Source organism: Terriglobia bacterium (assembly GCA_020072845.1).
In the GTDB taxonomy this organism is placed as follows: Bacteria; Acidobacteriota; Terriglobia; order Terriglobales; family Acidobacteriaceae; genus JAIQGF01.
In genome coordinates, this window is the sequence record JAIQGF010000004.1 from 216368 (window position 1) to 239967 (window position 23600).

General features: G+C 62.9%; 22 protein-coding genes. 15 read left to right on the forward strand and 7 right to left on the reverse strand.

Translation table 11 applies throughout. From position 1 onward, the window contains the following. Positions 1-53: 53 nt before the first annotated feature. The 3 genes from pgsA to dinB all read left to right on the forward strand — a co-directional run bounded on the left by pgsA (position 54) and on the right by dinB (position 2713). Positions 54-704, forward strand: coding sequence for a CDP-diacylglycerol--glycerol-3-phosphate 3-phosphatidyltransferase (gene pgsA / locus LAN70_04275; protein ID MBZ5510366.1), 651 nt, complete (start codon positions 54-56; stop codon positions 702-704). Continuing rightward, positions 688-1272 (forward strand): AmmeMemoRadiSam system protein A, encoded by a 585-nt coding sequence (amrA, locus tag LAN70_04280; GenBank protein ID MBZ5510367.1) that lies wholly within the window; start codon positions 688-690, stop codon positions 1270-1272. The genes pgsA and amrA overlap by 17 nt, the downstream gene beginning before the upstream one ends. 196 nt (positions 1273-1468) lie before the next feature. Further along, complete coding sequence (dinB, locus tag LAN70_04285; GenBank protein ID MBZ5510368.1) at positions 1469-2713, forward strand: DNA polymerase IV; 1245 nt, start codon at positions 1469-1471, stop codon at positions 2711-2713. Positions 2714-2768: 55 nt separating this feature from the next. Here the strand turns inward: dinB and LAN70_04290 are convergent, their stop codons facing one another. Then, positions 2769-4304: a hypothetical protein gene (locus tag LAN70_04290; protein ID MBZ5510369.1), complete on the reverse strand. Its 1536-nt coding sequence runs from the start codon at positions 4302-4304 to the stop codon at positions 2769-2771. 214 nt (positions 4305-4518) lie between these two features. On the opposite strand from LAN70_04290, the gene aroE reads away from it, so the two are divergent. The 3 genes from aroE (at position 4519) to LAN70_04305 (ending at position 7604) form a co-directional block, all read left to right on the forward strand. Continuing rightward, complete coding sequence (gene aroE, locus LAN70_04295; GenBank protein MBZ5510370.1) at positions 4519-6078, forward strand: shikimate dehydrogenase; 1560 nt, start codon at positions 4519-4521, stop codon at positions 6076-6078. A 201-nt stretch (positions 6079-6279) separates the two neighbouring features. Beyond that, a complete protein-coding gene (locus LAN70_04300) occupies positions 6280-7026 on the forward strand; it encodes a GvpL/GvpF family gas vesicle protein (protein MBZ5510371.1) in 747 nt (248 codons plus the stop codon). Between the two features lie 209 nt (positions 7027-7235). Beyond that, on the forward strand, positions 7236-7604 hold the full coding sequence (locus LAN70_04305) for a TraR/DksA family transcriptional regulator (protein ID MBZ5510372.1): 369 nt from the start codon (positions 7236-7238) through the stop codon (positions 7602-7604). A 47-nt stretch (positions 7605-7651) separates the two neighbouring features. Here the strand turns inward: LAN70_04305 and LAN70_04310 are convergent, their stop codons facing one another. Then, a complete protein-coding gene (locus LAN70_04310) occupies positions 7652-8362 on the reverse strand; it encodes a tetratricopeptide repeat protein (protein ID MBZ5510373.1) in 711 nt (236 codons plus the stop codon). Positions 8363-8614: 252 nt separating this feature from the next. On the opposite strand from LAN70_04310, the gene LAN70_04315 reads away from it, so the two are divergent. Together LAN70_04315 and LAN70_04320 are read left to right on the forward strand one after the other, a co-directional pair. After that, the gene (locus LAN70_04315; GenBank protein ID MBZ5510374.1) at positions 8615-9748 is read left to right on the forward strand and encodes an FAD-dependent oxidoreductase; all 1134 of its coding nucleotides are present in this window, start codon (positions 8615-8617) and stop codon (positions 9746-9748) included. 145 nt (positions 9749-9893) lie between these two features. Continuing rightward, entirely contained in the window at positions 9894-10232 is a 339-nt protein-coding gene (locus tag LAN70_04320) for a helix-turn-helix domain-containing protein (GenBank protein ID MBZ5510375.1), read from the forward strand. 72 nt (positions 10233-10304) lie between these two features. Here the strand turns inward: LAN70_04320 and LAN70_04325 are convergent, their stop codons facing one another. The 3 genes from LAN70_04325 to LAN70_04335 form a co-directional block, all read right to left on the reverse strand. Continuing rightward, positions 10305-11522 carry an ABC transporter permease gene (locus LAN70_04325; protein ID MBZ5510376.1) on the reverse strand — a complete coding sequence of 406 codons (1218 nt, stop codon included), beginning with the start codon at positions 11520-11522 and terminating at the stop codon, positions 10305-10307. 99 nt (positions 11523-11621) lie between these two features. Then, positions 11622-12407 carry an ABC transporter ATP-binding protein gene (locus tag LAN70_04330; protein ID MBZ5510377.1) on the reverse strand — a complete coding sequence of 262 codons (786 nt, stop codon included), beginning with the start codon at positions 12405-12407 and terminating at the stop codon, positions 11622-11624. Positions 12408-12509: 102 nt separating this feature from the next. Then, entirely contained in the window at positions 12510-13871 is a 1362-nt protein-coding gene (locus LAN70_04335) for an efflux RND transporter periplasmic adaptor subunit (protein MBZ5510378.1), read from the reverse strand. 454 nt (positions 13872-14325) lie between these two features. On the opposite strand from LAN70_04335, the gene LAN70_04340 reads away from it, so the two are divergent. From LAN70_04340 to LAN70_04370, 7 genes are all read left to right on the forward strand, one after another. Continuing rightward, a complete protein-coding gene (locus LAN70_04340) occupies positions 14326-15021 on the forward strand; it encodes a response regulator transcription factor (protein ID MBZ5510379.1) in 696 nt (231 codons plus the stop codon). After that, complete coding sequence (locus tag LAN70_04345; protein MBZ5510380.1) at positions 15022-16389, forward strand: HAMP domain-containing protein; 1368 nt, start codon at positions 15022-15024, stop codon at positions 16387-16389. A 218-nt stretch (positions 16390-16607) separates the two neighbouring features. Beyond that, a complete protein-coding gene (nrfH, locus tag LAN70_04350) occupies positions 16608-17099 on the forward strand; it encodes a cytochrome c nitrite reductase small subunit (GenBank protein MBZ5510381.1) in 492 nt (163 codons plus the stop codon). Continuing rightward, positions 17096-18502 carry an ammonia-forming cytochrome c nitrite reductase subunit c552 gene (locus tag LAN70_04355; protein ID MBZ5510382.1) on the forward strand — a complete coding sequence of 469 codons (1407 nt, stop codon included), beginning with the start codon at positions 17096-17098 and terminating at the stop codon, positions 18500-18502. Before nrfH ends, LAN70_04355 begins: the two co-directional genes overlap by 4 nt. A gap of 121 nt (positions 18503-18623) precedes the next feature. Next, positions 18624-19061, forward strand: coding sequence for a DUF2203 domain-containing protein (locus LAN70_04360; protein ID MBZ5510383.1), 438 nt, complete (start codon positions 18624-18626; stop codon positions 19059-19061). Positions 19062-19223: 162 nt separating this feature from the next. Then, positions 19224-20399 (forward strand): exo-alpha-sialidase, encoded by a 1176-nt coding sequence (locus LAN70_04365; GenBank protein ID MBZ5510384.1) that lies wholly within the window; start codon positions 19224-19226, stop codon positions 20397-20399. Further along, positions 20396-20692, forward strand: coding sequence for a MoaD/ThiS family protein (locus LAN70_04370; protein MBZ5510385.1), 297 nt, complete (start codon positions 20396-20398; stop codon positions 20690-20692). The genes LAN70_04365 and LAN70_04370 overlap by 4 nt, the downstream gene beginning before the upstream one ends. Before the next feature lie 10 nt (positions 20693-20702). Here the strand turns inward: LAN70_04370 and LAN70_04375 are convergent, their stop codons facing one another. Further along, a complete protein-coding gene (locus tag LAN70_04375; protein MBZ5510386.1) occupies positions 20703-21419 on the reverse strand; it encodes a Crp/Fnr family transcriptional regulator in 717 nt (238 codons plus the stop codon). A 228-nt stretch (positions 21420-21647) separates the two neighbouring features. Next, complete coding sequence (locus LAN70_04380; protein MBZ5510387.1) at positions 21648-23567, reverse strand: PAS domain S-box protein; 1920 nt, start codon at positions 23565-23567, stop codon at positions 21648-21650. Between the last annotated feature and the right edge of the window lie 33 nt (positions 23568-23600).

The following is a 23600-nucleotide window of genomic DNA, read 5'->3' on the forward strand; positions in this document are numbered from 1 at the left end:
TGGTTGGCGTGCGCCGCACGTGCGGGTTGGGGACTGCATCTTGCGGTTCTGAAGTGAACCTGCCGAACTACATTACGCTCACCCGCATCTTCAGCGTTCCGGTGCTGATCTGGATCCTGTCCAGCAGCCGCTTCGCCGTGGGGGTGCATGGCGAGCGCGAACTGCTGGCCTCGGCCGTCTTTATCGCCGCCTCCATCACCGACGGACTCGACGGCTACCTGGCGCGGCGCCGTCATCAGATCACGACCATGGGCATGCTGCTCGACCCCCTGGCCGACAAGTTGCTCATCGCCGCCGCCTTCGTCACCCTGGTGCAGTTGAATCCCAGCGTCGTCCCGGCATGGATGGCGGTGGTCATCATCGGACGCGAATTCCTGGTCAGCGGCCTGCGCTCCATCGCCGCGCAGCAGGGCTTCACCATTGACGCCAGCGATCTCGGCAAAGTCAAAATGGTGGTGCAGATCGTGGTGGTGGTGCTGTGCATCCTCGACCACCGCTGGCTGCAGTGGGAATTCGGTCGCTACGTCTTTCCCCTCCACGTGCTGGCGCGCGTCGGCATCTGGTTCATGGTCACGCTCTCGCTGGTTTCCGCCATGGATTACTTCGCCGCGTTCTGGTCGAAGATCGACCGGCAGGTGGTACGCCGCCAACGGCGCGCGTTCATCCTCAGCCGCCGGAGAAAGCGTGATGTCGCAACCACTTAGCGACACTGCCGCAGAAACCGCTACCCAGCCCGCGCAATATTCGACGGAGGAGCGCGGCGCGCTCTTCGCCCTGGCACACCGTGCGATTGAGGCGCATCTGGCGGGTATCGAGTTGAAGGTGATTGCGCCTTCCGCCCATCTGGACGAAAAGCGCGGCGCGTTCACCACCTTGCATCTCCACGGCCAACTGCGCGGCTGCGTCGGCTTCGTCTTCCCTATCCTCTCCCTGTACCGCACCGTCGCCGAAACTGCGGTGGCGGCCGCTTTTAGGGACATCCGCTTTCCACCTGTGACTCGCGAGGAAGCGCCGCTGCTGAAAATCGAGATCAGCGTGCTTTCTCCAGTGCAGCCCATCCTCCCCGAGCAAATCGAGATTGGCCGCCACGGTCTCGTGGTCACCTACGCGACCCGCCGCGGCCTACTGCTGCCGCAAGTGCCGGTCGAGCACGGTTGGGACCGGCTCACCTTCCTGGAGCAGACCTGCGTCAAGTCCGGCTCTCCACCGGACGCCTGGCAGCGCGGGGCGGTCATCGAGGCGTTTACGGCGGAAGTTTTCGGCGAAATCTAATCCGTGGCTTCACCGCGGAGGCACGGAGACACGCAAGAGATTTGGTAATTTCGTAACTTGGTAATTTGGCAATTTTGCCGGTCGGCCCTGAGACATGACTGAGACCATGCTTCCAATTACCAATTTACAAAATTACCCAATTACGAGATCAGTTTCTCCGTGCCTCCGTGTCTCCGTGGTGAGTTAAGCTTCTCCTGTGCGCACGGTGTTTCATGTCGACATGGACGCCTTCTTCGTTTCCGTCGAGGAGCTTTTCGATCCCTCGTTGAAAGACAAGGCCGTCGTCGTGGGCGGGCAGCGTGACGAACGCGGCGTGGTGGCGGCGGCCAATTACGAAGCGCGCAAGTTCGGCGTGCACTCGGCCATGCCGCTGCGCACCGCCGCCAAGCTTCTGCCTGCCGATGCCGTGTTCGTGGATGGCCACCCCGGGCGGTATCGCGACTGCTCGCGGAAGGTCTATGAAGTTCTGAAGAAGTTTTCGCCTGCCCTCGAGATGGCCTCGATTGACGAAGCCTACCTTGATATGACCGGCACCGAGCGCCTGCACGGTCCGCCGCTGCGCGCCGCCCACAATTTGCACGCGGAGATGAAGGCCAGGACGCAGCTCAACTGCTCGATCGGGATCGGCTCGTCGCGGCTGGTCGCCAAGGTGGCTTCCGACCAGGCAAAGCGCAACGGCGTGCTGCACGTCCTGCCGGGCTGCGAGGCCGCGTTCCTGGCGCCGCTCGATATTCGTAAGATTCCGGGCGTCGGCAAGGTTACCGAGCACAAGCTGCACACCATGGGCATCTTCAAGGTCGGCGACCTTACCAAGCTCGACGAGGCGGTGCTCGAACAGCGTTTCGGCAAGTGGGGGCTGGCGCTGGCGGGCAAGGCGCGCGGCGAAGATGCCGGCGGCTGGTTCGATGCGGAAATCGGCGAGGACACCGGTCCCAAGTCCATCAGCCACGAACACACCTTCAACACCGACACCGCCGACCTGCAACAACTGGAATCCACGCTGGCTCGCTTGAGCGAAATGGTCGGACGCCGTCTGCGCGAGAGCCGCCTGTACGCGCGCACCATCCAGCTCAAACTTCGTTATCGGGATTTCTCCACCATCACGCGGGCACACACGCTGGCCGGCGCAACCCAACTCGATACGGAGATCATCGAGCAGGTCCGCGCACTCTTCCGCCGCAACTGGCAGCCGGGGCGCGAAGTGCGCCTGCTGGGCGTCCAGGCGTCGTCGCTGGAAACGGCTGAAGGCCAGATCGAATTGCTGGACTCGGATCGCCACCAGCGCTGGAAACAGGCGCTCTCGGCGGCCGACCGGATGCGCGACAAATTCGGCGAGTCGGCGGTCTCGCTCGCCGGCGGCATGCGTGGCGCCTTCCGCGAGCGCACCCATGAGAACCCCGCGGCACTGCCGGGAAAATCTAGAGCTGACGGTGAGAAGTAATTCAGTTCGTGAGTATTGCAGAATGGTCGGTATTGCAGTTTCTCGGCTCGTTACATCAAAAACTGACGCCCGCCGGCACGAGCCAGACTTCCACCGTTTGGGTACCGGCGCTGCCGGTACGTACCTCGAGGCGGGCGGGATCGATGCCTTTCTCGCGCACCAGATAGTCCTTGGCGTTGGCGGCACGCTGTTCCGCCACGCTTAGGGCGTCCGCTTCGTTGGGGTCAGCGTTGCCTACGATCACGCCGCGAGCACCCGCCTCCCGCTGCAGGCGGAGGGCGCAATCGTCGAGAATGGCCTTGCCTACATTGTCCACGCGCGTCGGACGACGCCGGTCCCGGCTGAATTCGATGCTGCCGCCCTTGCTGGCCTGCGGCGGCGGAGGTCGGAGCGAGACATAGACGACGGTGCTGGCGTTGGCGCTCAGGCCGCGGTCATCGGTACTGGTGCAGTTGATGGTGAGGGGCCCGGCCGGCGCGCCCGTCGTGTCCAGGGTAGTTTGCGCTCCGCTGGGCTTTATGCGGCCGCCGGAGGCGGTGAAGCCGTAAGTCAGAGGCCGGTTGTCGGGGCTCTGGCCTATGGCGGTGATGGTCGAAAGCTCACCCGACTTGACCGAGCTCGGGCTGGCGCTGCAGGAGACGGTGGGTGGATTCTGGGGAGCCTGGAGGGCCTGGGGCGGGCTGGGGGGCTGCTGGGTGGCCATGCCGGCTTCCAACTCCACCGCATCGCCGACTTCCACGCTTTCGAACGCGTAAGTGATCATCGCGGTCGCACTGGTCGGGGTGACGTTGAGCACGATCATCTCCGCCAGCGTGCGCCGGGGCAGTTCGGCATATTTCCCGCTCGTGGTCGCGGTCTTTGACTTCTGCGTTTCCTCGCTCTGCGTCACCTTATTTGACTGCGCGTCCACGTCGTTCATGGTCGATGGGTCATAGTTGCGGACGGCGCGAAAATAATCGCCAACCTTGACACCCTTGTCCGCACCGGCGCTGATATACACCTTCTGCCCGGTGCCCAGGATGTAGTCGAAATCCTTGGCCATCACGATGCGCGCGGTCACCCTGCCCGCGGTTGCCGGGAAGCGCTCCAACGCGGTGTTGGCGTGGTAGGCAACCGGCGACCTTTCCTGGAACGGCACGACGAGGTCGCCCGCTACGATCGGGGCACAACTGTATTCGACCTGAGCAATGACGGTCTTCTCCCGGATCGCGGTCACGCGCAGCCGTCCCAATTCCGCATAGGGCTGGCCCAAGGCTGAGATGGCGCCTGCCTGCCCCTCATAGGCCCGGCTTTTGTTCGGGTCGCGCAGTTCGCGAATCACCGATAACCGATAGCCTTCCTGCAATCCGCCGCCCTCCAGGAACACGATGTCGCCCTGGCGGAATTGTGTCTGATGCGGTGACTCGGCGCCGGCCACGATGTAGCTGCCCTTCCCGTGGCTCTCGTTGGTGATGAACCCCGAGCAGTACATGTCAGCGTAGCTCGGGGCCTGCACGCGCTCGGCCAGGTTGCTGGTCGCCCGCGCCGGGGTGGCTTGCTGTGAAAACGCCAACGGCGCACCCAGCGCCAACAGCAACGCTACGCTCTTCATAACGCCTCCTTCGCACGCAAAAAACGGCGGGGCCTGATCAGACACAATACCGCGAATCGAACGCTAGCAAACAGCTTACCGACGGTCAAGCACGGGCGTGTTTACCGTTTCGGCACTCCAGCGGCGCAATCCCGATTCCGGGGACGCAATCCTGTATTGCATCTGTTATGGTGCGCCTGTAATATGCGCATCCTCGGCTAAAATCTAGATGAATGTGGCAAGTCCCAGCTTCGTGCCGCGGCCGTTGCCGTTGCGCCTGCCGCGCGTATGCGTTCCGGTGGCGGGCGCTTCGGCGGCCGAAATGGTCGAGAAGGCCGAGACCATGGTGCGCGATAACTCCTTTCTGGAGTTCAGGTTAGATTACTTGAAAAACCCCGGCCTGGCGCTTCCGCAGGTCCGCCGGTTTCTCAGTTACCACCCGGGAGTGGTCGCCATCGCCACCTGCCGCCGGGGGGTCAACGGGGGCAAGTTCCGCGGTTCGCTGGCTGCCCAACTGGACGTGCTCACCAAGGCGGCCGCCAATGGCTGCCAGCTTGTCGACCTGGAATTGCAAAGCGCCTCCGCCATGAAGCCCGCCGACCTGGAGCGCCTGCGCGGCCGGGCATCGTTGATCTTGTCCTTCCATGACTTCCAAGCCACCAGGAAAATTGAGCAGACGTTCGCCAAGATGCAGCAGTTTGCCGCCGACTATTACAAGGTCGTCACCACCGCGACCACGCTGTTCGACAACGTGCTGATGATGAAGTTCCTGATGCAGACGCGCAACACGCATTCGGTGATCGGCGTCTGCATGGGCGAACAAGGCATCATCAGCCGCGTTCTCGGACTGCGCGCCGGCAGTGTCTGGACCTTCGCCGCCGCCAGCCCCGGCGAGGAAACCGCACCCGGCATGATGACCGCCAAGCTGCTGCGCGAGGTTTACCGCATCGAGCAGGTGGATGCCGCGACCAAGGTCTATGGGGTGGCCGGCGACCCGGTGTCGCACTCCTTGTCGCCGCAGATGATGAACGCCGCGTTTCGCCGCGAAAACGTCAATGCGGTGTACCTGGCACTGCACGCGAAAACGCTCCCCGATCTGCTGAAGTGCGTGCATGAGATCCCCATCCACGGCCTCAGCGTGACCATGCCCTACAAACAGCAGATTGTCGAACACCTCGACAACAGCGATTCGCTGACGCAGAAAACCGGCGCGTGCAACACCGTGGTGCGCGCCCAGGACGGCAAACTCTATGGCTTCAATACCGATGTCGCGGGCATCGTGCAGCCGGTGGAGCAGCGCCTGAACCTGAACGGCGCCCCGGTGCTGGTGCTGGGCGCGGGCGGCGCGGCGCGGGCGGCGGTGTTCGGGCTGAAGGCACGTGGGGCTGAGGTCTACATCCTGAACCGCACCCCGGCCCCGGCCCAGAAGCTGGCGCGCCAGGCGAAGGCGAAGGTGATCAAGCGCGGCGACCTGAAGAAGCTTTCCTTCGACGTCATCATCAATGCCACGCCGGTTGGCATGGGCAATGGCAAGGCTTCGCCGCTGAACGAGAATGAAATCAAGGCGAAGTTCGTCATGGACATGGTTTACGGCGCGGTCGAGACGCGCTTCCTCCGCCTCGCTCGTGCCCAGGGCGCCAGCGTGATTCCCGGCTGGGAGATGTTCGTGTATCAGGGGGCGCGCCAGTTCGAAATCTGGACTGGAAAGCCGGCGCCGCTCTCCGAAATGCAGAATGAGGTGCAGTCCGCCCTCGCCGCCCGCGCCCGCAACGGCAACAATCAGCGGAAAAAGTAGCCCTTGGGCGCATTCCTTCCGATTCCGATTCCGGGATGCACTAATTCAGTTGCTACCTGGGGCAGTCCGGGCTAAAGTAATGTCGTTGGGTAAACGCTCGCGCCCGATTTTTGCAGTACCTAGCCGTAGTTCCCATTTGTAGGCCCATACACCTACTGCGAAGGCGCAGTCTTTCGCCTCCGCCCAGCCCGGAGAATCGATATGGCATGGTACGCCTACTGCATTACCGAGCAAGACGCCTTTCTGACTAACGGCGCTCGCGCTCGCAGGCCCTTCACCGTAGCCGGCATGAAAGGCATCGCCGACTCTCCCATCCTGGCGTATCCCAGCGGCGACTTTGCCGTCATCGTCAGCGAGTATCAACGCACCGGCGACCTCGACCAGAGGGCGGTTTTGGAGCACGCGCGCGTGATCAGCGAGTGCTTCCGGAACACCACCGTGCTGCCCTTCAAGTTCGGCACCGTCTTCGACACCGACGATGCCCTCCGCCGCGCCGTCCGCGCCAATCGCAAGGCGTTCACCGAAAGCGTGGCCCGCCTGAAGGGCAAGTCCGAAATGCACCTGAAAGTCGTGGTTCATCGCCAGGCGCTGCGCGACGTGCTTCCCGACGCCACGCTTCCCTTGTCGGCCGGCAGCGAATATCTCTGCAAGCTGCGCGAGATTGCCAGCCGCGATCGCGAGCGTCAAAGCAAGGCGCGCGCCGTCTCCGTCCAGGTGCACAAGCTGTTTTTACCGCTGGAAGAGGAAGTCAGTTGCAAGAAGGTCGATTCCGGCGGCCTGCTGATCGATATTGCCCACCTCATCGATTCCAAGACGGTGGAGAAGTACCAGAACCGCTACAGCGCCGCCACGCGACAGTTGAAAGACTGCGAGGTCGCCATCAGCGGTCCGTGGCCGCCTTATCACTTCACTCCCGGCAAGTTGCGAACCGTGGGTGGGAACAGCTGACCGGGCCTTCTGTCGGGCGCGAACTCTAAGGGAAACCGATGGCTACATAACCGGGGCACTGCGTCCCGGTTTTGCTTTGCTCGCCCCGGAACGGGAATCAAGCCTGCCGCGGAATCGCGCCGCCTGTTGACGGCCCTCCGGTGCGCGCTTATCATCTTCAGTTTCACCCCTGCATTCTGGTGACTTCTGTGGGGGATAGAACGGGCCGCATGGACAAGAAGAAGGTCGAATACTTCAAGAAGAAGCTGGAAGAGCGGCAGCAGCAGTTGCGCAAGAACGTCTCGCGCACCGCGCAGGACGGTCGCGCCAGCGATCTCGATACCGCGCAGGATATCGCCGATCGCGCCGCCAGCTCCTACAACAAGGAGTTCCTCTTTCACCAGAGCAACAGCGAGCGCCAGCTCTTGCAGATGGTCGAGGGCGCCCTCTCCCGCATCCGCGAAGGCAGTTTCGGCCAGTGCATCTCCTGCGGCAAGGACATCAATCCCAAGCGCATCGAGGCCGTGCCCTGGACCCGCCACTGCATCGAATGTCAGGAAAAGCTGGAAAAAGGCCAGCTCGAAGAAGCCGCCGGTTAGCCGGTAATCTCACCCGCCGTCAATCTGAGCCAAGCGTCGCCCAGTCATCACTTCAGATCCGACAAGCGCGCGCTCGCGATCTGTGCTGCGGCGCTGTCCGGATTTTCCTTTTGCACCTGCTGATAGAGGTTGCGCGCGTCCTGCGGCTGCTTGGCCTCGTACACCGAGGCCAGCGCCAGTTGCGCCTGCGATTTCGCCACCGCGTTGGTCGGATGGTCGATGAGCTCTTTGTACAACGGCACTGCCTGCGCGTCCTTCCCCTGGTTGCGATACAGCGCCGCCAGCGCGAACTTGGCCAGCGCCGGCAAATCCGCCCCGCTCGCCTCGGCCACTTCCTTCAGCTCTTTTTCCGCCGCCGCCGCGTTGCCGGCGTCCTGGTCGGCCAGTCCCATGAAGTAGCGCGCCATCTCCGCCGAGCGCGTGTGGGGATATTTTTGCGCCACCTGCGCGAATTCCGCCCGGGCCGCCTTGGCCCGCTCCTGCGCTGAGGCAAACGAGGTTGTCTCCGGCGCCGCTGGCTCGCCCGACGAGGTCACCGGCGCGCGGTACACCTGCAGTGCGTGTCCCAGCGCAACCCCCGCCGACTCGTCCTGCTGCTGGAGGTACACCCAGCCGCCGAGAATGATCGCCAATACGGCCACCACCGCCACCGCGCCATAGACCAGCTTGGTGCGATGTGCGACCGCCCAGGAATACGTTTCCTTGGCGCCGGTCCTGAATTGATCTTCTTTGAGCTGATGTCTTGTGTAACTGCGCACGTTTGTTGGGTCCTTAACCGTTTAGGAGGGCTGCCGCACTGAGAAGTCCGGCAGACGGCCTGGAATTTCTGAGTCTAGCAGGGCCAATTCGGCAGCGTCAAACTTGAGGCGCTTAGGCGGCGTGAGCGCAGCGGGAGCCGCCTGCCGAAATCCCGAGGCGAAGCCGAGGGATCTCGCCGCTGGTGCTAATCTCTGTCGTTCCGCAACCCCCGTGTACAATCCCGTCTGCCTGAACCGCAAATCGAAATCCCTGTGACAACGCAACCGCGCATCGTGGTGATCGGCGCCGGGGCCTTTGGTGGCTGGACCGCCCTGCACCTGCTGCGCCGTGGCGCTCGAGTCACCCTGGTAGATGCCTGGGGCCCCGGCAACGCGCGAGCCAGTTCGGGCGGCGAGACGCGCATCATCCGCGCCAGCTACGGTCCCGACCGCATCTACGTGCATCTGGTCGCGCGCTCGCTCCAGCTTTGGCGCGAAAACGAGCAGCGCTGGCAGCGCAAGCTCTACCATCGTATTGGCTGCTTGCGCATGGTCGGCAGCGACGATCCCTACGAAAACGCAACCGTGCCCACCCTGCGTGAAGCGGGCGTGGCGTTCGATACGCTGCCACACGCCGAGCTGGTCCGGCGATTCCCGCAGATCAATTTCGAGGGCGTCGGGTGGGCGGTTCTCGAATCCGACGCCGGGTATTTGAAGGCCCGCCGCGCCTGCGAAGCTGTGCTCGAGGGCTTTCAGGCCGAGGGCGGAGAATTCCGCGCGCTGAGCGCCCAACCCGGCCGCATTGCCTCGGGCCACATGGCCGGCATCCGGCTCTCCGATGGAACTGCGCTCGAGGCTGACCAGTACGTCTTCGCTTGCGGACCGTGGCTGGGCGATCTGTTTCCCGATGTGATCGGCGATCGCATCAAGCCGACGCGCCAGGAAGTCTTCTTCTTTGGCACCCCGGCCGGCGATGGCCGGTTTACCGACGACAGCCTGCCGGTATTCATTGATCGCAGCGGCCCTCACTTCTACGGCATCCCCAGCAACCAGTGGCGCGGGCTAAAGCTGGCGGACGACGATCGCGGGCCGGTATTCGATCCCACCGCCGGCGACCGAACGCCCACCAACCAAGCCATCGAAGCGGCGCGGAGATATCTGGAATTCCGTTTCCCGGGAATGAAAGGCGCTCCGCTGGTGGAAGCCCGAGTCTGCCAGTACGAGAACAGCCGGGACGGACATTTCATCGTGGATCGTCACCCTGACGCGCCGACGGTGTGGCTTGTAGGTGGAGGCTCCGGCCACGGCTTCAAGCACGGGCCGGCTATCGGCGAGATGGTCGCGGGTCTAGTGTTGGACGACAAACCACCCGAGCCGTTCTTTTCGCTTGCCCGCCGCGGCATGTAGCGACAAGAACGTCCGGTGTAGCGAAACGGTAGACCTTGGACGGGACCTTGGCTTTTGGCTCTTAGCTAACCCGCGCGACCACGGAGGAACCTCGCCACGATGGGACTTGACCCTGAATAACGAATAGACGTATTCCTGTATAGGAATGACAACGACCAGGAAAGAAACGAGCAGGATCAAGGCAGAAAACAGCAGTGGGAATGTCTTTGCCGACCTCGGTCTTCCCCATCCGGAACGGGAGCTGTTGAAGGCCAAACTCACATTGCAGATTTACCGGCTGATCAAGCAACGTGGACTGACGCAAACCGAAGCGGGAAAGATTCTTGGCATCAAGCAGCCTCACGTATCCGCCCTGATGCGGAACCGCGCCGGGGCCTTCTCGGTCGAGCGCCTGATGGACTTCCTCACTGCCCTCGGGCAAGACGTAGAAATCACGCTAAAACCGACGCGCAAAGAACATGGGGAAGTGTCTGTGGTGGCGTGACGCCAAGCTCCTGCGTCCTTTAGGGTGCTTCGACCTTGCCCATCCTTCGCCCTGGAGTTACCCACACCTCGGTTATTCAAACCGCAGGGCTTCGATGGGATCCAGGCGTGAAGCCTTGCGCGCCGGATAGAAGCCGAAAAAGATGCCCACCGCCATGGAGAAGATCACGGCGGCCACGATGGCCATGGGCGAGATCAGCACCGCCCAGCCCAGCGTCTTGGTGATCACCAGCGACGACCCCACCCCGAAGAAAATTCCGATGGCGCCGCCGATCAGGCTGAGCACCACCGACTCGCTCAGGAACTGGCGCTGCACGTCCTGCTCGGTGGCGCCGATGGCGATGCGGATACCGATCTCGCGGGTGCGCTCGGTCACCGACACCAGCATGATGTTCATGATGCCGATGCCGCCCACGATCAGCGACACGCCGGCAATGGAGGCCAGCAACAGGGTCATGACGCGCGAAGACTGGTCGGCGAGTTCGGCCACGTCGGCCAGGTTGCGGACGAAGAAATCGTCATCCGTTCCCGGGCGGATGCGGTGCCGGTCGCGCAACAGCGAGGTGATCTGCTGCTGGGTGGCATAGGTCGCGGGCTGCGAGGTCGCCGAGACCAGGATGTACTGCAGCCAGTCCTGGCCGGTGATCTTCTTCTGCAGCGTGGTGATGGGAATGGCGATGAAGTCGTCCTGGTCCTGGCCCATGCCGGACTGGCCTTTGGCGGAGAGCACGCCGACCACCTGGAAGGGCAGGGTGCCGATGCGGATGGTGGCGCCGATGGGGTCGCTGGCGCCGAACAAGTTCTGGCGCACGGTGTTGCCGATGACCGCGACGTTGGCCGCCTGCGTCACATCGTCCTGCGAAAAACTGGAACCGGCGACCATCGGCCAGTCGCGGATGTCGAAATACGGCGGCTCGGTACCCGTAAGCCGCGTGTACCAGTTCTGATTTTCGAACACCACCTGTGCGCTGAAACTAGCGCCGGGCGCGGCCATGGCGATGGTGGGGATTTCGCGCTGCATGGCCTTCATGTCTTCGTAGACCAGGGTCTTGGTCTGGCCCCAGCCCATGTGGAGGCCGCCGCGCGTCACCGTGCCGCTGGAGACGAACAGCAGGTTGGTGCCCATGGAGGCAATCTGGTCCTGCACCTTTTGCTGCGCGCCCTGGCCGACGCCGACCATGGCGATCACAGCGCCCACGCCGATGATGATGCCCAGCATGGTGAGCACCGAGCGCATCTTGTTGCGCGCCAGCGCCCGGAGAGCGATTTTCAAAGTGGCTGCGAAATCCATAATTACTCTCTCAGTCTATCGGTCTTTCAGTCTGCCGGTCTATCGGTCTGTCGGTTGCTTTAGCCGAACGACTGATAGACCGAGCGACCGATGGACCCGTTAGTCTTCCAACGTCGGCATCTTCAATAAAACATCCGCGGCGCGGGGCCGATTCTGGACCGCGTCGTCGCGGCGGATCTTGCCATCGCGAAAGACCACGATACGCTGGGCGAAATTCGCAATGTCCAGTTCGTGCGTGACCAGCACGATGGTCAGGCCCTGGTCGTTCAGCTCCTGGAAAATCTGCATGATCTCGACCGAGGTGCGGCTGTCGAGGTTGCCCGTGGGCTCGTCGGCCAGCAGGATCGACGGCTGATTCACCAGCGCGCGCGCAACCGCCACGCGTTGCTGCTGGCCGCCGGAAAGCTGCGACGGGAAGTGATCCATGCGGTCGCCCAGGCCCACCAGCTTCAGGGCCCGCTCGGCGCGCGCCGCGCGCTGGTTCTTGTCGAGGCGCGCATAAAGCGTCGGCAGCTCGACATTCTCCAGCGCGGTAGTACGTGCCAGCAGGTTGAACCCCTGGAACACGAACCCGAGTTCGCGGTTGCGAATGGCGGCCAGCGCGCTCTTATCGAGTTCGGAGACGCCGGTGCCGTTGAGCAAATAGCGCCCGCTGCTGGGCGTATCGAGGCAGCCCAGCAGGTTCATCAAGGTGGATTTGCCGGAGCCGCTGGAGCCCATGATGGCGACAAACTCGCCGCGCCGGATGTCGAGCGAGACGCCGCGCAGGGCGTGGACCTTGGTCTCGCCGAGGTCGTAGTACTTGTGCACGTCGGCAACACTGATGACGAGATCCTTCACCTCGGGTTGCGTGGTTGCGAGATCGGGTTGGAGTACGGATGCCATATTGGTTCTCGGTTATCGGTTATCGGTTGTACGCCGTTAGTCATTTGTCATTGCTCGTTCGCGGTTCCGTTTTGGCCAACGACCATCAACCAACGACCGTGTTTACCTTCCGCCCACGCGCGGTGCGCTCCCCATGCCAGGGGCGGAACCGCTGCTTGCGCTCGACGGCTTGGAGGTCGTCGCGCTGCCGACCACCAGCTGCTCGCCCTGACTGATCGAGCCGTGCAGGACCTGCACGACCTCGGTGAAAGTGTGGTCGGTGATGCCGGTCGCGATCTGCACCGGTGTGAGCTGCTTGTCGGCCGTGAGCTTCCACACGATCGCAGTGTCCGGCGCTGCCGGACGCGGTTGCGATGGACCGCTTGCGCTGGCAGCTTTACCGGCGCCCTGTCCCTTGCCCTGACGCGCGGAAGCTTTCGGCGTAATGCCGGCTTGCTGCTCGAGCGCGGCCATCTGGTCGGCGTTCAGGCCAGGCTGGAAGCGGAGCGCGCCGTTGGGGACCTTCACCACGTTGGTCGCACTGGCCACCGGAATCGTCACGTAGGCGGTCATGCCCGGAAACAGCTTGGTGTCGGGGTTGTCGAAATCAATGATGGTGTTGTAAGTCACCACGTTTTGCACGGTCGTGGCGTTCATGCGAATCTGGGAAACCACGCCGTGGAAGGTGTCGCGCGGAAAGGCATCCACCTTGAAGGTGATCGGCTGGCCGACCTTGATCTGCCCGACGTCGCTCTCGTCGGTGGCGGCATAGACCTGCATTTTCGTGAGGTCCTGCGCGATGTTGAACAGCGTCGGGGCCTGTAATGAAGCGGCGACGGTCTGGCCGACATCAATGTTGCGCGCTACCACGGTGCCGTCAATCGGGGAACGAATGATGGTGTGATCCAGGTTGGTCTGCGCCACCGAGACGGCGGCGGCTTTTTGCGCCACCTGCGCCCCGGCCTGCGTGACCTGTGCCTGGGCGGCGCTGACCGCGGCCTGCGCGGTATCCGCATTGGCCTTGGCCAGGTCGAGTTGCTGCTGCGCCACCACGCCTTCCTTGGCCAGCGCGGCATTGCGCTGGTAGTCGGCGGCGGTCTGCTCGGCGGTGGCCTGCGCCTTCACCAGGTTCGCTTTGGCGGCGGCGAGGTTTGCCCGAGCATCCTGGAGATCGGCCTGCGCCTGCAGCAGCGCGCCGCGGAAGAGCGAGGGATCGATCTCCGCGATCACCTGGTTGTTCTTCACGTGCGAGTTGAAGTCGGCGGCCAGCTTCGCGATCGTCCCGGAAACCTGCGACCCGACCTGCACGGTGGTGACGGCGTTGATGGTGCCGGTGGCTTCGACGACGTCGTGAATGTCGCCGCGCTCGACACTGGCAGTGAAATACTGCGGCGACGGCGTACGTCCGAAATCGAACGCCGCAAACACGCCGACCGCGATGACCAGCGCCGCGATGACCGTCCATTTGTTCTTGAGGTGTTTCATATAAGTTCTCCGCATGCTCACTAGATGGAACACGGATCGGAACCGGGCAGGGGTAAAGAGTCGGTCACGCGGGAGTAAAAGTTTGTAATTACAGGAGGTCGATCGGTCTGTCTGTCTATCGGTCGATCCGTTGCGGGTATCGGTTGTGCTGAGCGACCGACAGACCGATCGACCGAGAGACTAAGAATAGCGGAAGGGCGGCCCCGATTCGCCCGTTCGGAGGAGCAACTGGGGGCCGGCCAATCCGCATGGTCAGCAACTGGTATAGGAGGCACCATCCAGCCGCTGGTACAGGCGCCCGGGTCTTGGGCGAGCGCCGCTGCTTGCTAACAAGTTAAACTCGACACGCGGGTTGGAAAGGTAAAGAGTGCGTCAAGGCGAGTAAAAGTTTGTAAAGGCAGTAGCTAGGACTTCGCGTTGGTAGTTAGCTGAATCGAAGACGGCAAGGGCAGATATGGAACGCGTGCTGATTATTGACGACGACGTGGAACTCTGCGAGCTGGTGGCGGAATACCTGACGCCGGAGGGCTTTGAAGTGGACGCCGTGCACAACGGCGAAGAGGGCCTGAAACGGGCGCTCTCGGGCGAGCATGTCTTGGTGGTGCTGGACGTGATGCTGCCGGGCATGAGCGGGCTGGAGGTGCTGCGGCGGCTGCGGCCGGAGTCGCGGGTTCCGGTGCTGATCCTGACGGCGAGGGGCGATGACGTGGACCGCATTGTCGGCCTGGAGATCGGCGCCGATGATTACCTGCCGAAGCCGTTCAACCCGCGCGAGCTGGTGGCGAGGATCCGGGCGATCCTGCGGCGGACGCAGCAACCGGCGTCACCGCCGCTGGAGAAAATCACGGTAGGCGACGTGGAACTGGACCCCGCGGCGCGCATGGTCCGCCGCGCCGGAGAGCCGGTTGAGCTGACTTCGGTGGAGTTTGGGATGCTGGAAGCTTTGATGCGGGCGTCGGGGCAGGTGGTCACGCGCGACCAGTTGGCGCAATCCGTTCTCGGACGTAAATTCATGCCGTACGACCGCAGCATTGACATGCACGTCAGCAAGCTGCGGAAGAAACTGGGCGAGAGCGACGGGACCGAGCGGATCAAGACCATTCGCGGCGTCGGCTACGTGTACACGCGGCCCAGCGAGGGAGACCGCTAAGTGCGCAGCCTTTTTCTCAAGATTTTCCTCATCTTCTGGATGACGCTGGTGGTGGTCGGCGCGGTGCTGATCTACACCTGGGGCATCCAGCCGGAGGTGATCGTATCGCGCTGGCGCGGCGCCACCAGCGATGCGGCGGCGCTCTATGCGCAATCGGCGGCGGAGGAGTTGGACCGCTACGGGATGGTGGCGCTGAATAATTATTTCCAGCGTCTGGAGGCATCGTCGCACATACGGGCAGCGCTGTTCGACGAAAACGGGCAGCCGATCGCGGGCAAATCGTCGAAGAGTATGCGCGACCTGGCGCCGCATGCCGGACTAGGCGGCGAGCCGGCGTTCACCATCCAGGGCTCGACGGCCTTGGCGGCGCAACGCACCACCGGACCCTCGGGGCGGGTTTACATCCTGGTGGCGGAGATGCCGCGCGGGCCGGTGGGGGCCGTGCGCCGGCTGGCGCGGGCGCAGATCGAGCAGTGGGCCGCCGCCATTCTGCTTTCAGGATTGATCTGTTACCTGCTGACCCTGTACCTGACGCGTCCCATCCTGCGGCTGCGGCAGGCGACACACGCGCTCTCGTCTGGCGACTTGAGTGCCCGCGCGCCGGCGAAGTTGGAGCGGCGCCGCGACGAGCTGGGCGAACTGGTGCACGACTTCAACCAGATGGCGGACCGGATTGAGCTGCTGATGACCAGCCAGCGGCACCTGATCAGCGACATCTCGCACGAGTTGCGGTCGCCGCTGGCGCGGCTCAATGTGGCGCTTGGCCTGGCGCGGCAGCGGGCGGGCGCCGAAGCCACCTCGTCGCTGGACCGGATTGAACGCGAAGCCGAACGGCTGAACGAGATGATCGGCAAGCTGCTCTCGCTGGCGCGCATGCAGGGCGCGGCCGGGCCGCCGGAACAGTCGCGGGTGCGGTTGGACGAGATCGTGAAGGAAGTGGCGGAGGACGCTCAATTCGAGGCGCAGGAGCGGAACTGCGCGGTGCGCGTGGTGGGCGACATCAAGTGCACGGCCGTGGGCAGTCCGGAATTGCTGCGCAGCGCCGTGGAAAACGTGGTGCGCAATGCGGTGCGTTACAACACCGCCGGGAGCGACGTGGAGATCACCCTCGCCAACCGGGAATCGAGCGCCGAGATCACGGTGCGCGATCACGGTCCGGGCGTACCGGATACGGAGCTGCAAAATCTGTTCCGTCCCTTTTACCGCGTCGCCGACGCGCGCGAGCGCGAAACCGGCGGGGTTGGACTTGGCTTGGCCATTACAGACCGCGCCGTCCGGCTGCATGGCGGAACCATCGAGGCGGCCAATGCGCCGGGTGGCGGGCTGGTGGTGAAGATCCGCGTGCCGGCGCAGTTTAACGGTGGCTAGCGTCTGGTGGCCGGTTCTTCACTGAGATTTCCGCACAGGCAATCGTGATGCGGATCACACCCACTTTTTCCATCACAGGAAGGCGTATTGGAGATTCCATGACGGGGTGATGCAGGTCACTGCGGGTGGGGCGGTGCGGACCGAAAATCGCCGTAGCGAGCGGGTGTGTTCGCGGGCAAGGGGCCCGCGCCACATCGGTTGCTCTGCGGGGCCGGCACATGAGAGCGAAGACTGCCACGATCGCGCTGGGCATCCTGCTGGGCGCAGCGCTGGGAGTTGGGTCTTATACCTTCATTTACGCTCGCGGCTACTCCTATCTTTCCAACAATCCCGCGGCGTGCACCAACTGTCACGTGATGAAGGAGTATTACAGCGGGTGGCAGAAAGGCAGCCATCACGCGGCCGCGAAATGTAACGACTGCCACACCCCGCCCGGCCTGCTGGCCAAGTACGCCACCAAGACCTCGAACGGATTCTTCCACTCGCTGGCATTCACGTCGGGACGATTCCCGGATTCCATCCAGATCAAGAATCGCAACCACCGCGTGACGGAAGAGGCCTGCCGCAATTGTCACCAGGACGTGGTGGCCGCGGTGGAGGGCACGCATCGGGAAGCGGCGCAGATGAGCTGCATCCGCTGCCATGCCTCCAGCGGACATTCGGAAGCGGTGGCTTCCACCAACACTTCTCTTGAAGGGAACCTGCCATGAGCAATGAAAAAGAAGCGCTCATCAACAAGCGGCTGCTGACGATCACGGTTGTGCTGGCGGCGATCGCCGCCCTCGCTGCGACCGGGCTGCTGGTGAACATTTTCGAGCACCGGCAGGAGGCGAAGCACCCGTTCTTCAAGACGGTGGAGTTGAGCGACAAAATCGACGACCCGGCGAAGTGGGGCACGAACTTCCCCATGCAGTACGGCCTCTACCTGCAGACCAAGCAGGAGGCGGCGACAAAGTTCGGTGGCGACGAGGCGGAACTGCGCTCGCCGACGCCGGAAGATCCGCGGCCGACGGTATCGCGCTCCAACCTGGTGAAGGACCCGCGGCTGAAGGTGATGTGGGCGGGATACGCGTTTTCGGCGGATTATCGCGAGCGCCGCGGGCACGAATGGATGCTGGCGGACCAGACTTACACCGGGCGGCAAAAGTTCGCCAAGCAGCCGGGCACGTGCCTGAACTGCCACGCCTCGCTGTACAAGGTGTACCTGGAGCAGGGCGAAGGCGACATTACCAAGGGCTTCGACAAGATCAACCACATGCCTTACGCCGAGGCCGTGAAGCTGGTCAAGCATCCGGTGGCGTGCATTGATTGCCACGAGCCGAACACCATGCAGTTGCGCATCTCGCGGCCGGCGTTCATTGAGGGCATCCGGGCGCTGAAGGCTTCGCAGGGCGTGCCCGACTACGACGTCAACAAGCAGGCCAACGTGCAGGAATTGCGCACCTACGTGTGCGCGCAGTGCCACGTCGAGTACTACTTCAAGGGACAGGAAAAACGGCTGACCTTCCCGTGGTCGAAGGGCGTGGCGGTGGAGAAGATCGTCCAGTTCTACGACGACGAGAAGTTCAAGGCGCAGCATCCGGAGTTCGAGTTGTGGAGCCAGGGTATCCACGCCCGATCGAACGTGGCGTGCGCCGATTGCCACATGCCGTACCGGCGCGAGGGCGCGCTGAAGATCAGTGACCATCACGTGCGCAGCCCGTTGCTGAACATCAACCGCGCCTGCCAGAGCTGCCATCACTGGGACGAGAAGGAAATCAAGGCGCGCGTGGAGGAGATCCAGACCCGCTTCTTCACCGAGCGCAATGTGACCATGGACGCACTGATGGACCTGATCCGCGACATCAGTGCGGCCAAGAAGAACGGCGCCAGCGATGCGGAACTGGAGAAGGCGCGCGATTATCAACGCAAGGCGAGCTTCTATCTCGACTTTGCCATGTCGGAGAACTCGATGGGCTTCCACGCGCCGCAGGAGTCCACGCGGGTGCTGGCCGAGGCGATCAACTTCTGCCGTCTGGGGCAACTGTCGCTGCGGACCACGGTCTCGCCGGCGCAGCAAGCTCCTCTACAAAAAGCGAATTTGCAGTCAGCTCCCAGCCAGGGAAGTAACTGAAGCATTGCACATCGGTGTCCAAGCCCGGCAGAAGATCGCCGGGCATTTTTGTCGTTGTCAAAAGCTCAGGTCTCAGGCTGACAACTGGCAACTAGTTCGCGTGGTGGTAAGCTATTGACCCGTGGCCAAACGAACTTTCAGTCTGGACGAAGCGCACGCCCTCCTGCCGGTGCTGGAATCCCTGCTGCGCCGCGGCATGGAAGCCAAAAAGCAGGTCGAGGAGATCGAGGCCGAATTCCAGGAACTGAACCATCGCATTTTCCTCGCCGGCGGCTCGGAGATCGACGTCGTCAAGTACGGCCGCCGCCGCGCCCAGTCCGATAAAGCGCTGCAACACCTCAAGGATTGCCTGGCTGAGATTGAGGCTACCGGCGTCCAGGTGAAAGACATGGATACCGGCCTGCTCGATTTTCCCTGTGTGGTGGAAGGCGAAACCATCCTGCTGTGCTGGAAACTCGGGGAGGAGCGCATCACCCATTGGCATGGCACCGAGGAAGGCTTCGCCGGCCGCAAGCCGATTGACCAGCGCATCGCCCGCGCCAAAGGCAAAGTCAACTAGCCTTTCTGCCACCCGGGCGATTGAACCTACTCCATCTTCCGACTGCGCGCAATCCGAGCAGCTAGCTAACGCCAAGAAGCGCTAAGGCGAAAAAACGTCTTGGCGCCGGCAGCATCGTGGTCTTCGATGCCGTAAAATACGCGATGCTGAAAGGGGTGAGGGATGAGCAAGGTACGTGTACTGGTAGGCACCCGCAAGGGCGCGTTCGTGCTTTCGTCGGACGCGAAACGTGCGAAATGGGAAGTCAGCGGCCCGCATTTTGCGGGCTGGGAGATTTACCACGTCAAGGGATCGCCCGCCGATCCCAACCGGCTGTATGCCTCGCAATCCAGCGGCTGGTTCGGGCAGGTGATCCAGCGCTCCAACGATGGCGGCAAAACCTGGGAGACGCCCGGCGGCGAAGCGATACCGAAGCCGGGCGAGATGCCCAAGGTCAGCAATAAGTTCGTCTACGACAGTTCTCCCGAAACCGGCAAGCCCCTCGCCACGCACCAGTTTTACGACGGCACGCAGAAACCCTGGGAGTTCAAACGAGTCTGGCACCTGGAGCCGTCGCTGACCGATCCCGACACGGTGTACGCGGGCGTCGAGGACGCAGCGTTGTTCCGCTCCTCCGACGGAGGACAAAGCTGGCACGAACTCGCTGGACTGCGCGGCCACGGCACCGGTCCCCGCTGGCAGCCGGGCGCAGGCGGCATGTGCCTGCACACCATCCTGCTCGATCCCAGCAACCCACAACGGATCTTCATCGCTATCTCGTCGGCGGGCGCTTTCCGCACCGACGATGGCGGCAAGACCTGGAAGCCCATCAACCAGGGACTGCGATCGCAATATATTCCCGATCCGAATGCCGAGGTCGGCCACTGCGTTCACCGCATCGCCCTGCATCGCTCCCGTCCCAACACGCTTTTTATGCAAAAGCACTGGGACGTCATGCGCAGCGACAATGCCGGCGACTTGTGGCATGAAATCAGCGGGAACCTGCCCACCGACTTCGGGTTCGTCATTGACGTGCACGCGCACGAGCCGGAGACCATCTACGTCATCCCCATCAAGAGTGACTCGGAACACTTTGTCCCGGATGGCAAACTGCGCGTCTACCGCAGCCGCACCGGCGGAAACGAATGGGAGGCGCTCGCCAAAGGTCTGCCGCAAAGCGATTGTTATGTGAACGTGCTGCGCGACGCCATGGCCGTCGATTCGCTCGACAGGTGCGGCATCTATTTCGGCACCACCGGCGGGCAGGTGTACGCCTCCGCCGATGCCGGTGACAGTTGGGCGCCCATTGTCCGGGATCTTCCGGCCGTGTTGTCGGTCGAGGTCCAGACGCTGCCATGATCCGCGTCGTACTCCCGGCGCACCTGCGGACGCTGGCGCATGTTGACGGAGAAGTGAAGCTGGAAATACAAGGGCAGGCCACGCAGCGCTCGGTGCTGGACGCGCTCGAGGCCCGCTATCCGATGTTGCGCGGAACCATCCGCGACCACGTCACCCAAGAGCGCCGTCCGTTCTTGCGGTTCTTCGCCTGCGAGGAGGACTTGTCCCATGAGTCGCCAGACGCCCCGCTGCCCGCCGCGATCGCGAGCGGCAAAGAGCCTTTTCTGGTCATTGGCGCCATCGCCGGCGGTTAGGGGCATTCCCTCAAGCCGCGACCATGGATTCCAGCGCCAGGCGATCGTGGATGATGAAGGTGGCGCCATTCTGTTCTACCAGGTGCCCCCTCTTGAATGCCGCCAGGGTGCGCGTGACCGTCTCGCGCGAGGACCCGATCATCTGCGCCATCTCCTCGTGAGTCAGACCCAGCTTCATGCGGTCGGGCTGTTTGGGACTGCCGTTCTTGTCGAGATTCTCCACCAGGAAGCGCGCCAGTTTTCCCCTGGCTGACTCGGCCAGCATCAGGTTGCGCACCTCGCGGCAGGTGAAGCTGTATTCGCGGCTCAAGTTCTCCGCCAGCCACAGCGCCAGTTCGTTGTGCTCATGCATCAGGCGCAAGATGTCGGCTCGCTTCACAAAGCTGATCTCGGAGGCTTCCAGGGTTTCCGCCGTCGCTTCATAGGCGTGACCTGCCACCGATGCGCCGATGCCCAGCACCTCGCCCGCCTCGGCAATCCGCAGTATCAGCGTCTTGCCATCGCGGGAGCAGACAGAAAGCTTCACCCGCCCGCGCAGCACCATGAACACGCCGCGGGGAAGCTGTTCTTCGACGAACAGCACAGCCTCGCTTGGATAGCTGGTGGTGAACTCCAGGCTTTCCAGCTCATTGACTAACTTTGCCGGCATGTCGCGGAAGATGTCGCGAAGCGTGTTGGTCGTCTTGTTTACGGTCGCGGTGGTTTTGGTAACGGTTGCAATGGCCATGTCCTCACCCCTCGCTAGGAGAGAAGTGCACTTGGGAGGCCATGCCTCGGCAATCTGAAAAACAACCGGAGGGGGAACTCCTGGGCGTCACAAAACAAGCCAGTTACACGTTAAACCGGCCTTCGCGGCTGGGCGTTCGCGGAAGTTCCTGCCGGCACCTTGTCACATCCAGGTGGGTTATTTCGCACAGCTCTGTGTGATCTTGAGCACCTGCCGATCCCCGCGCCTCTATTTCTGCTCCAGCAGTGCCCGCATCTGTGCGCCCAGGGCTTCAGCGGTAAACGGTTTGGCCAGCAGGCCGGTGCCAGCGCCGATGTCGCCATATTGAGAGATCACGTCGCCGGAGTATCCCGACATCAGCAGCGTCCTGATCTGCGGGCGCATAGACACGATCTTGTCCCGCAGCGTCAGCCCATTCATGTCCGGCATCACCACGTCGCTCACCAGGAGATCGATTTCATGCTTGCGTGCGATCTCGATGGCGGCATCCGGTCCGTCGGCCACCAGCACCGTGTAGCCCATGCCGCGGATCATCTCGGTTGTGACCTTGCGCAGCAGCGCGTGGTCCTCGACCAGCAGAACGGTCTCGCTGCCGTGAAATGTGGCCGGGGAGCGTCGTGCGGCGGCTGCCTCGGCGCGGTCGTAAACCCGCGGGAAGTAGATCTTGAAAGTCGTGCCGATTCCCGGCTCGCTGTACAGCCAGATGTGGCCGCCACTCTGGTGAACGATGCCGTAGACGCTGGCCAGGCCGAGGCCGGTCCCCTTGTCCGGAGACTTGGTAGTAAAGAAAGGTTCGAAGACGCGCGCCTGCGTCGCCTGGTCCATGCCTTTGCCGGTATCCACCACCCCGAGCACCACGTACTCTCCCGGTTGCACACCGGCATGGGCCTTGCAGTAAATTTCGTCCAGGTGGGCATTGCCGGTCTGAATGCGGATTTCACCGCCGGCCGGCATGGCGTCGCGTGCGTTGATGACCAGGTTCAACAGCACTTGCTCGATCTGCGTGCGATCCAGCTTGGCCCGGCCCAACCGGGGATCCAACTCGATGCGCAGGCGTATGTCCTCGCCGAGAACGCGCACCAGGATCTTCTCGGTTTCTTTCACCACCGCATTCAAGTCCAGGACGGTCGGTTGCAGCACCTGGCTGCGGCTGACCGCCAGCAGGTCGCGAGTCAGCGTCGCCGCGCTGCCGGCTGCCTGCAGGATGCCATCAATCCTCTCCCGGGCCGGACCCGCAGGGTTATCCGTGAGCAACATGTAAGCGTAGCCGGTGATCACGCCCAGAAGGTTGTTGAAGTCGTGGGCTACGCCCCCCGCCAGGCGGGCGACGGCTTCGAGCCGTTGCGCTTTCTGGAACTGTTCTTCGAGCTTGCGCCGCTGGGTGACGTCTTCCGCCACCACATCCATGTACTCGGGGCCGGATTCCTCGCTTCCTCGCCGGCCTGACAGTCTGACAAACAGAGGGCTGCCGTCCTTGCGCTTCCACTCCACTTCCAGGCCCTGGAAGTGGCGTTGTTGGCGGGTCAACTCCAGGTGGGCGAGGCGGTCGGCGGGATCGCGATACACGTCGTCGCCAATGCTCAGGCGCAGCAGTTCGTGTTCATGTTCGTAACCCAGCATGAGCATCAGCGCCGGATTCACCGCCAGGAAGTGATCGTCCTCCACCTCGGAACGGTAAATTCCGTAGGGTGCGTGTTCCACCAGCGAGCGATAGGCCTTTTCCGCCTCCAGGCTCCGGTTCAGCTTCCACAGCGCTTCCTCGCGCTCTTTGCGCTCGGTCACGTCTCGAATGGCCGCGATCACCATCGAACTGGTCCGCGTCTTCAGCGGACTGAGGCTGATCTCGACCGGGAACTCGGTGCGGTTCTTCCTCAGCCCGTACAAATCAAGGCCGGTGCCCATGGGCCTTGCCCGCGGATTATGCTCGAACGATTTCCTGTGATGAGGATGGTTCTGGCGGAAGCGCTCGGGAATTAAAATCTCAATCGGCTGTCCCGTCAACTCCGTTGCGGCATACCCGAACAGCTCCTCGATTTGCGCATTGGCCAGGACGATCCGTCCGCGCTCGTCCACGATCGCCACCGCGTCCGGTATGGCGTCAACGAAGGCTTCGAACTCGGCCTCGATGATGAGGGAGAGTGGATTCATGGGCCCTCACGATTGCCGCAACGACTTGCAGTG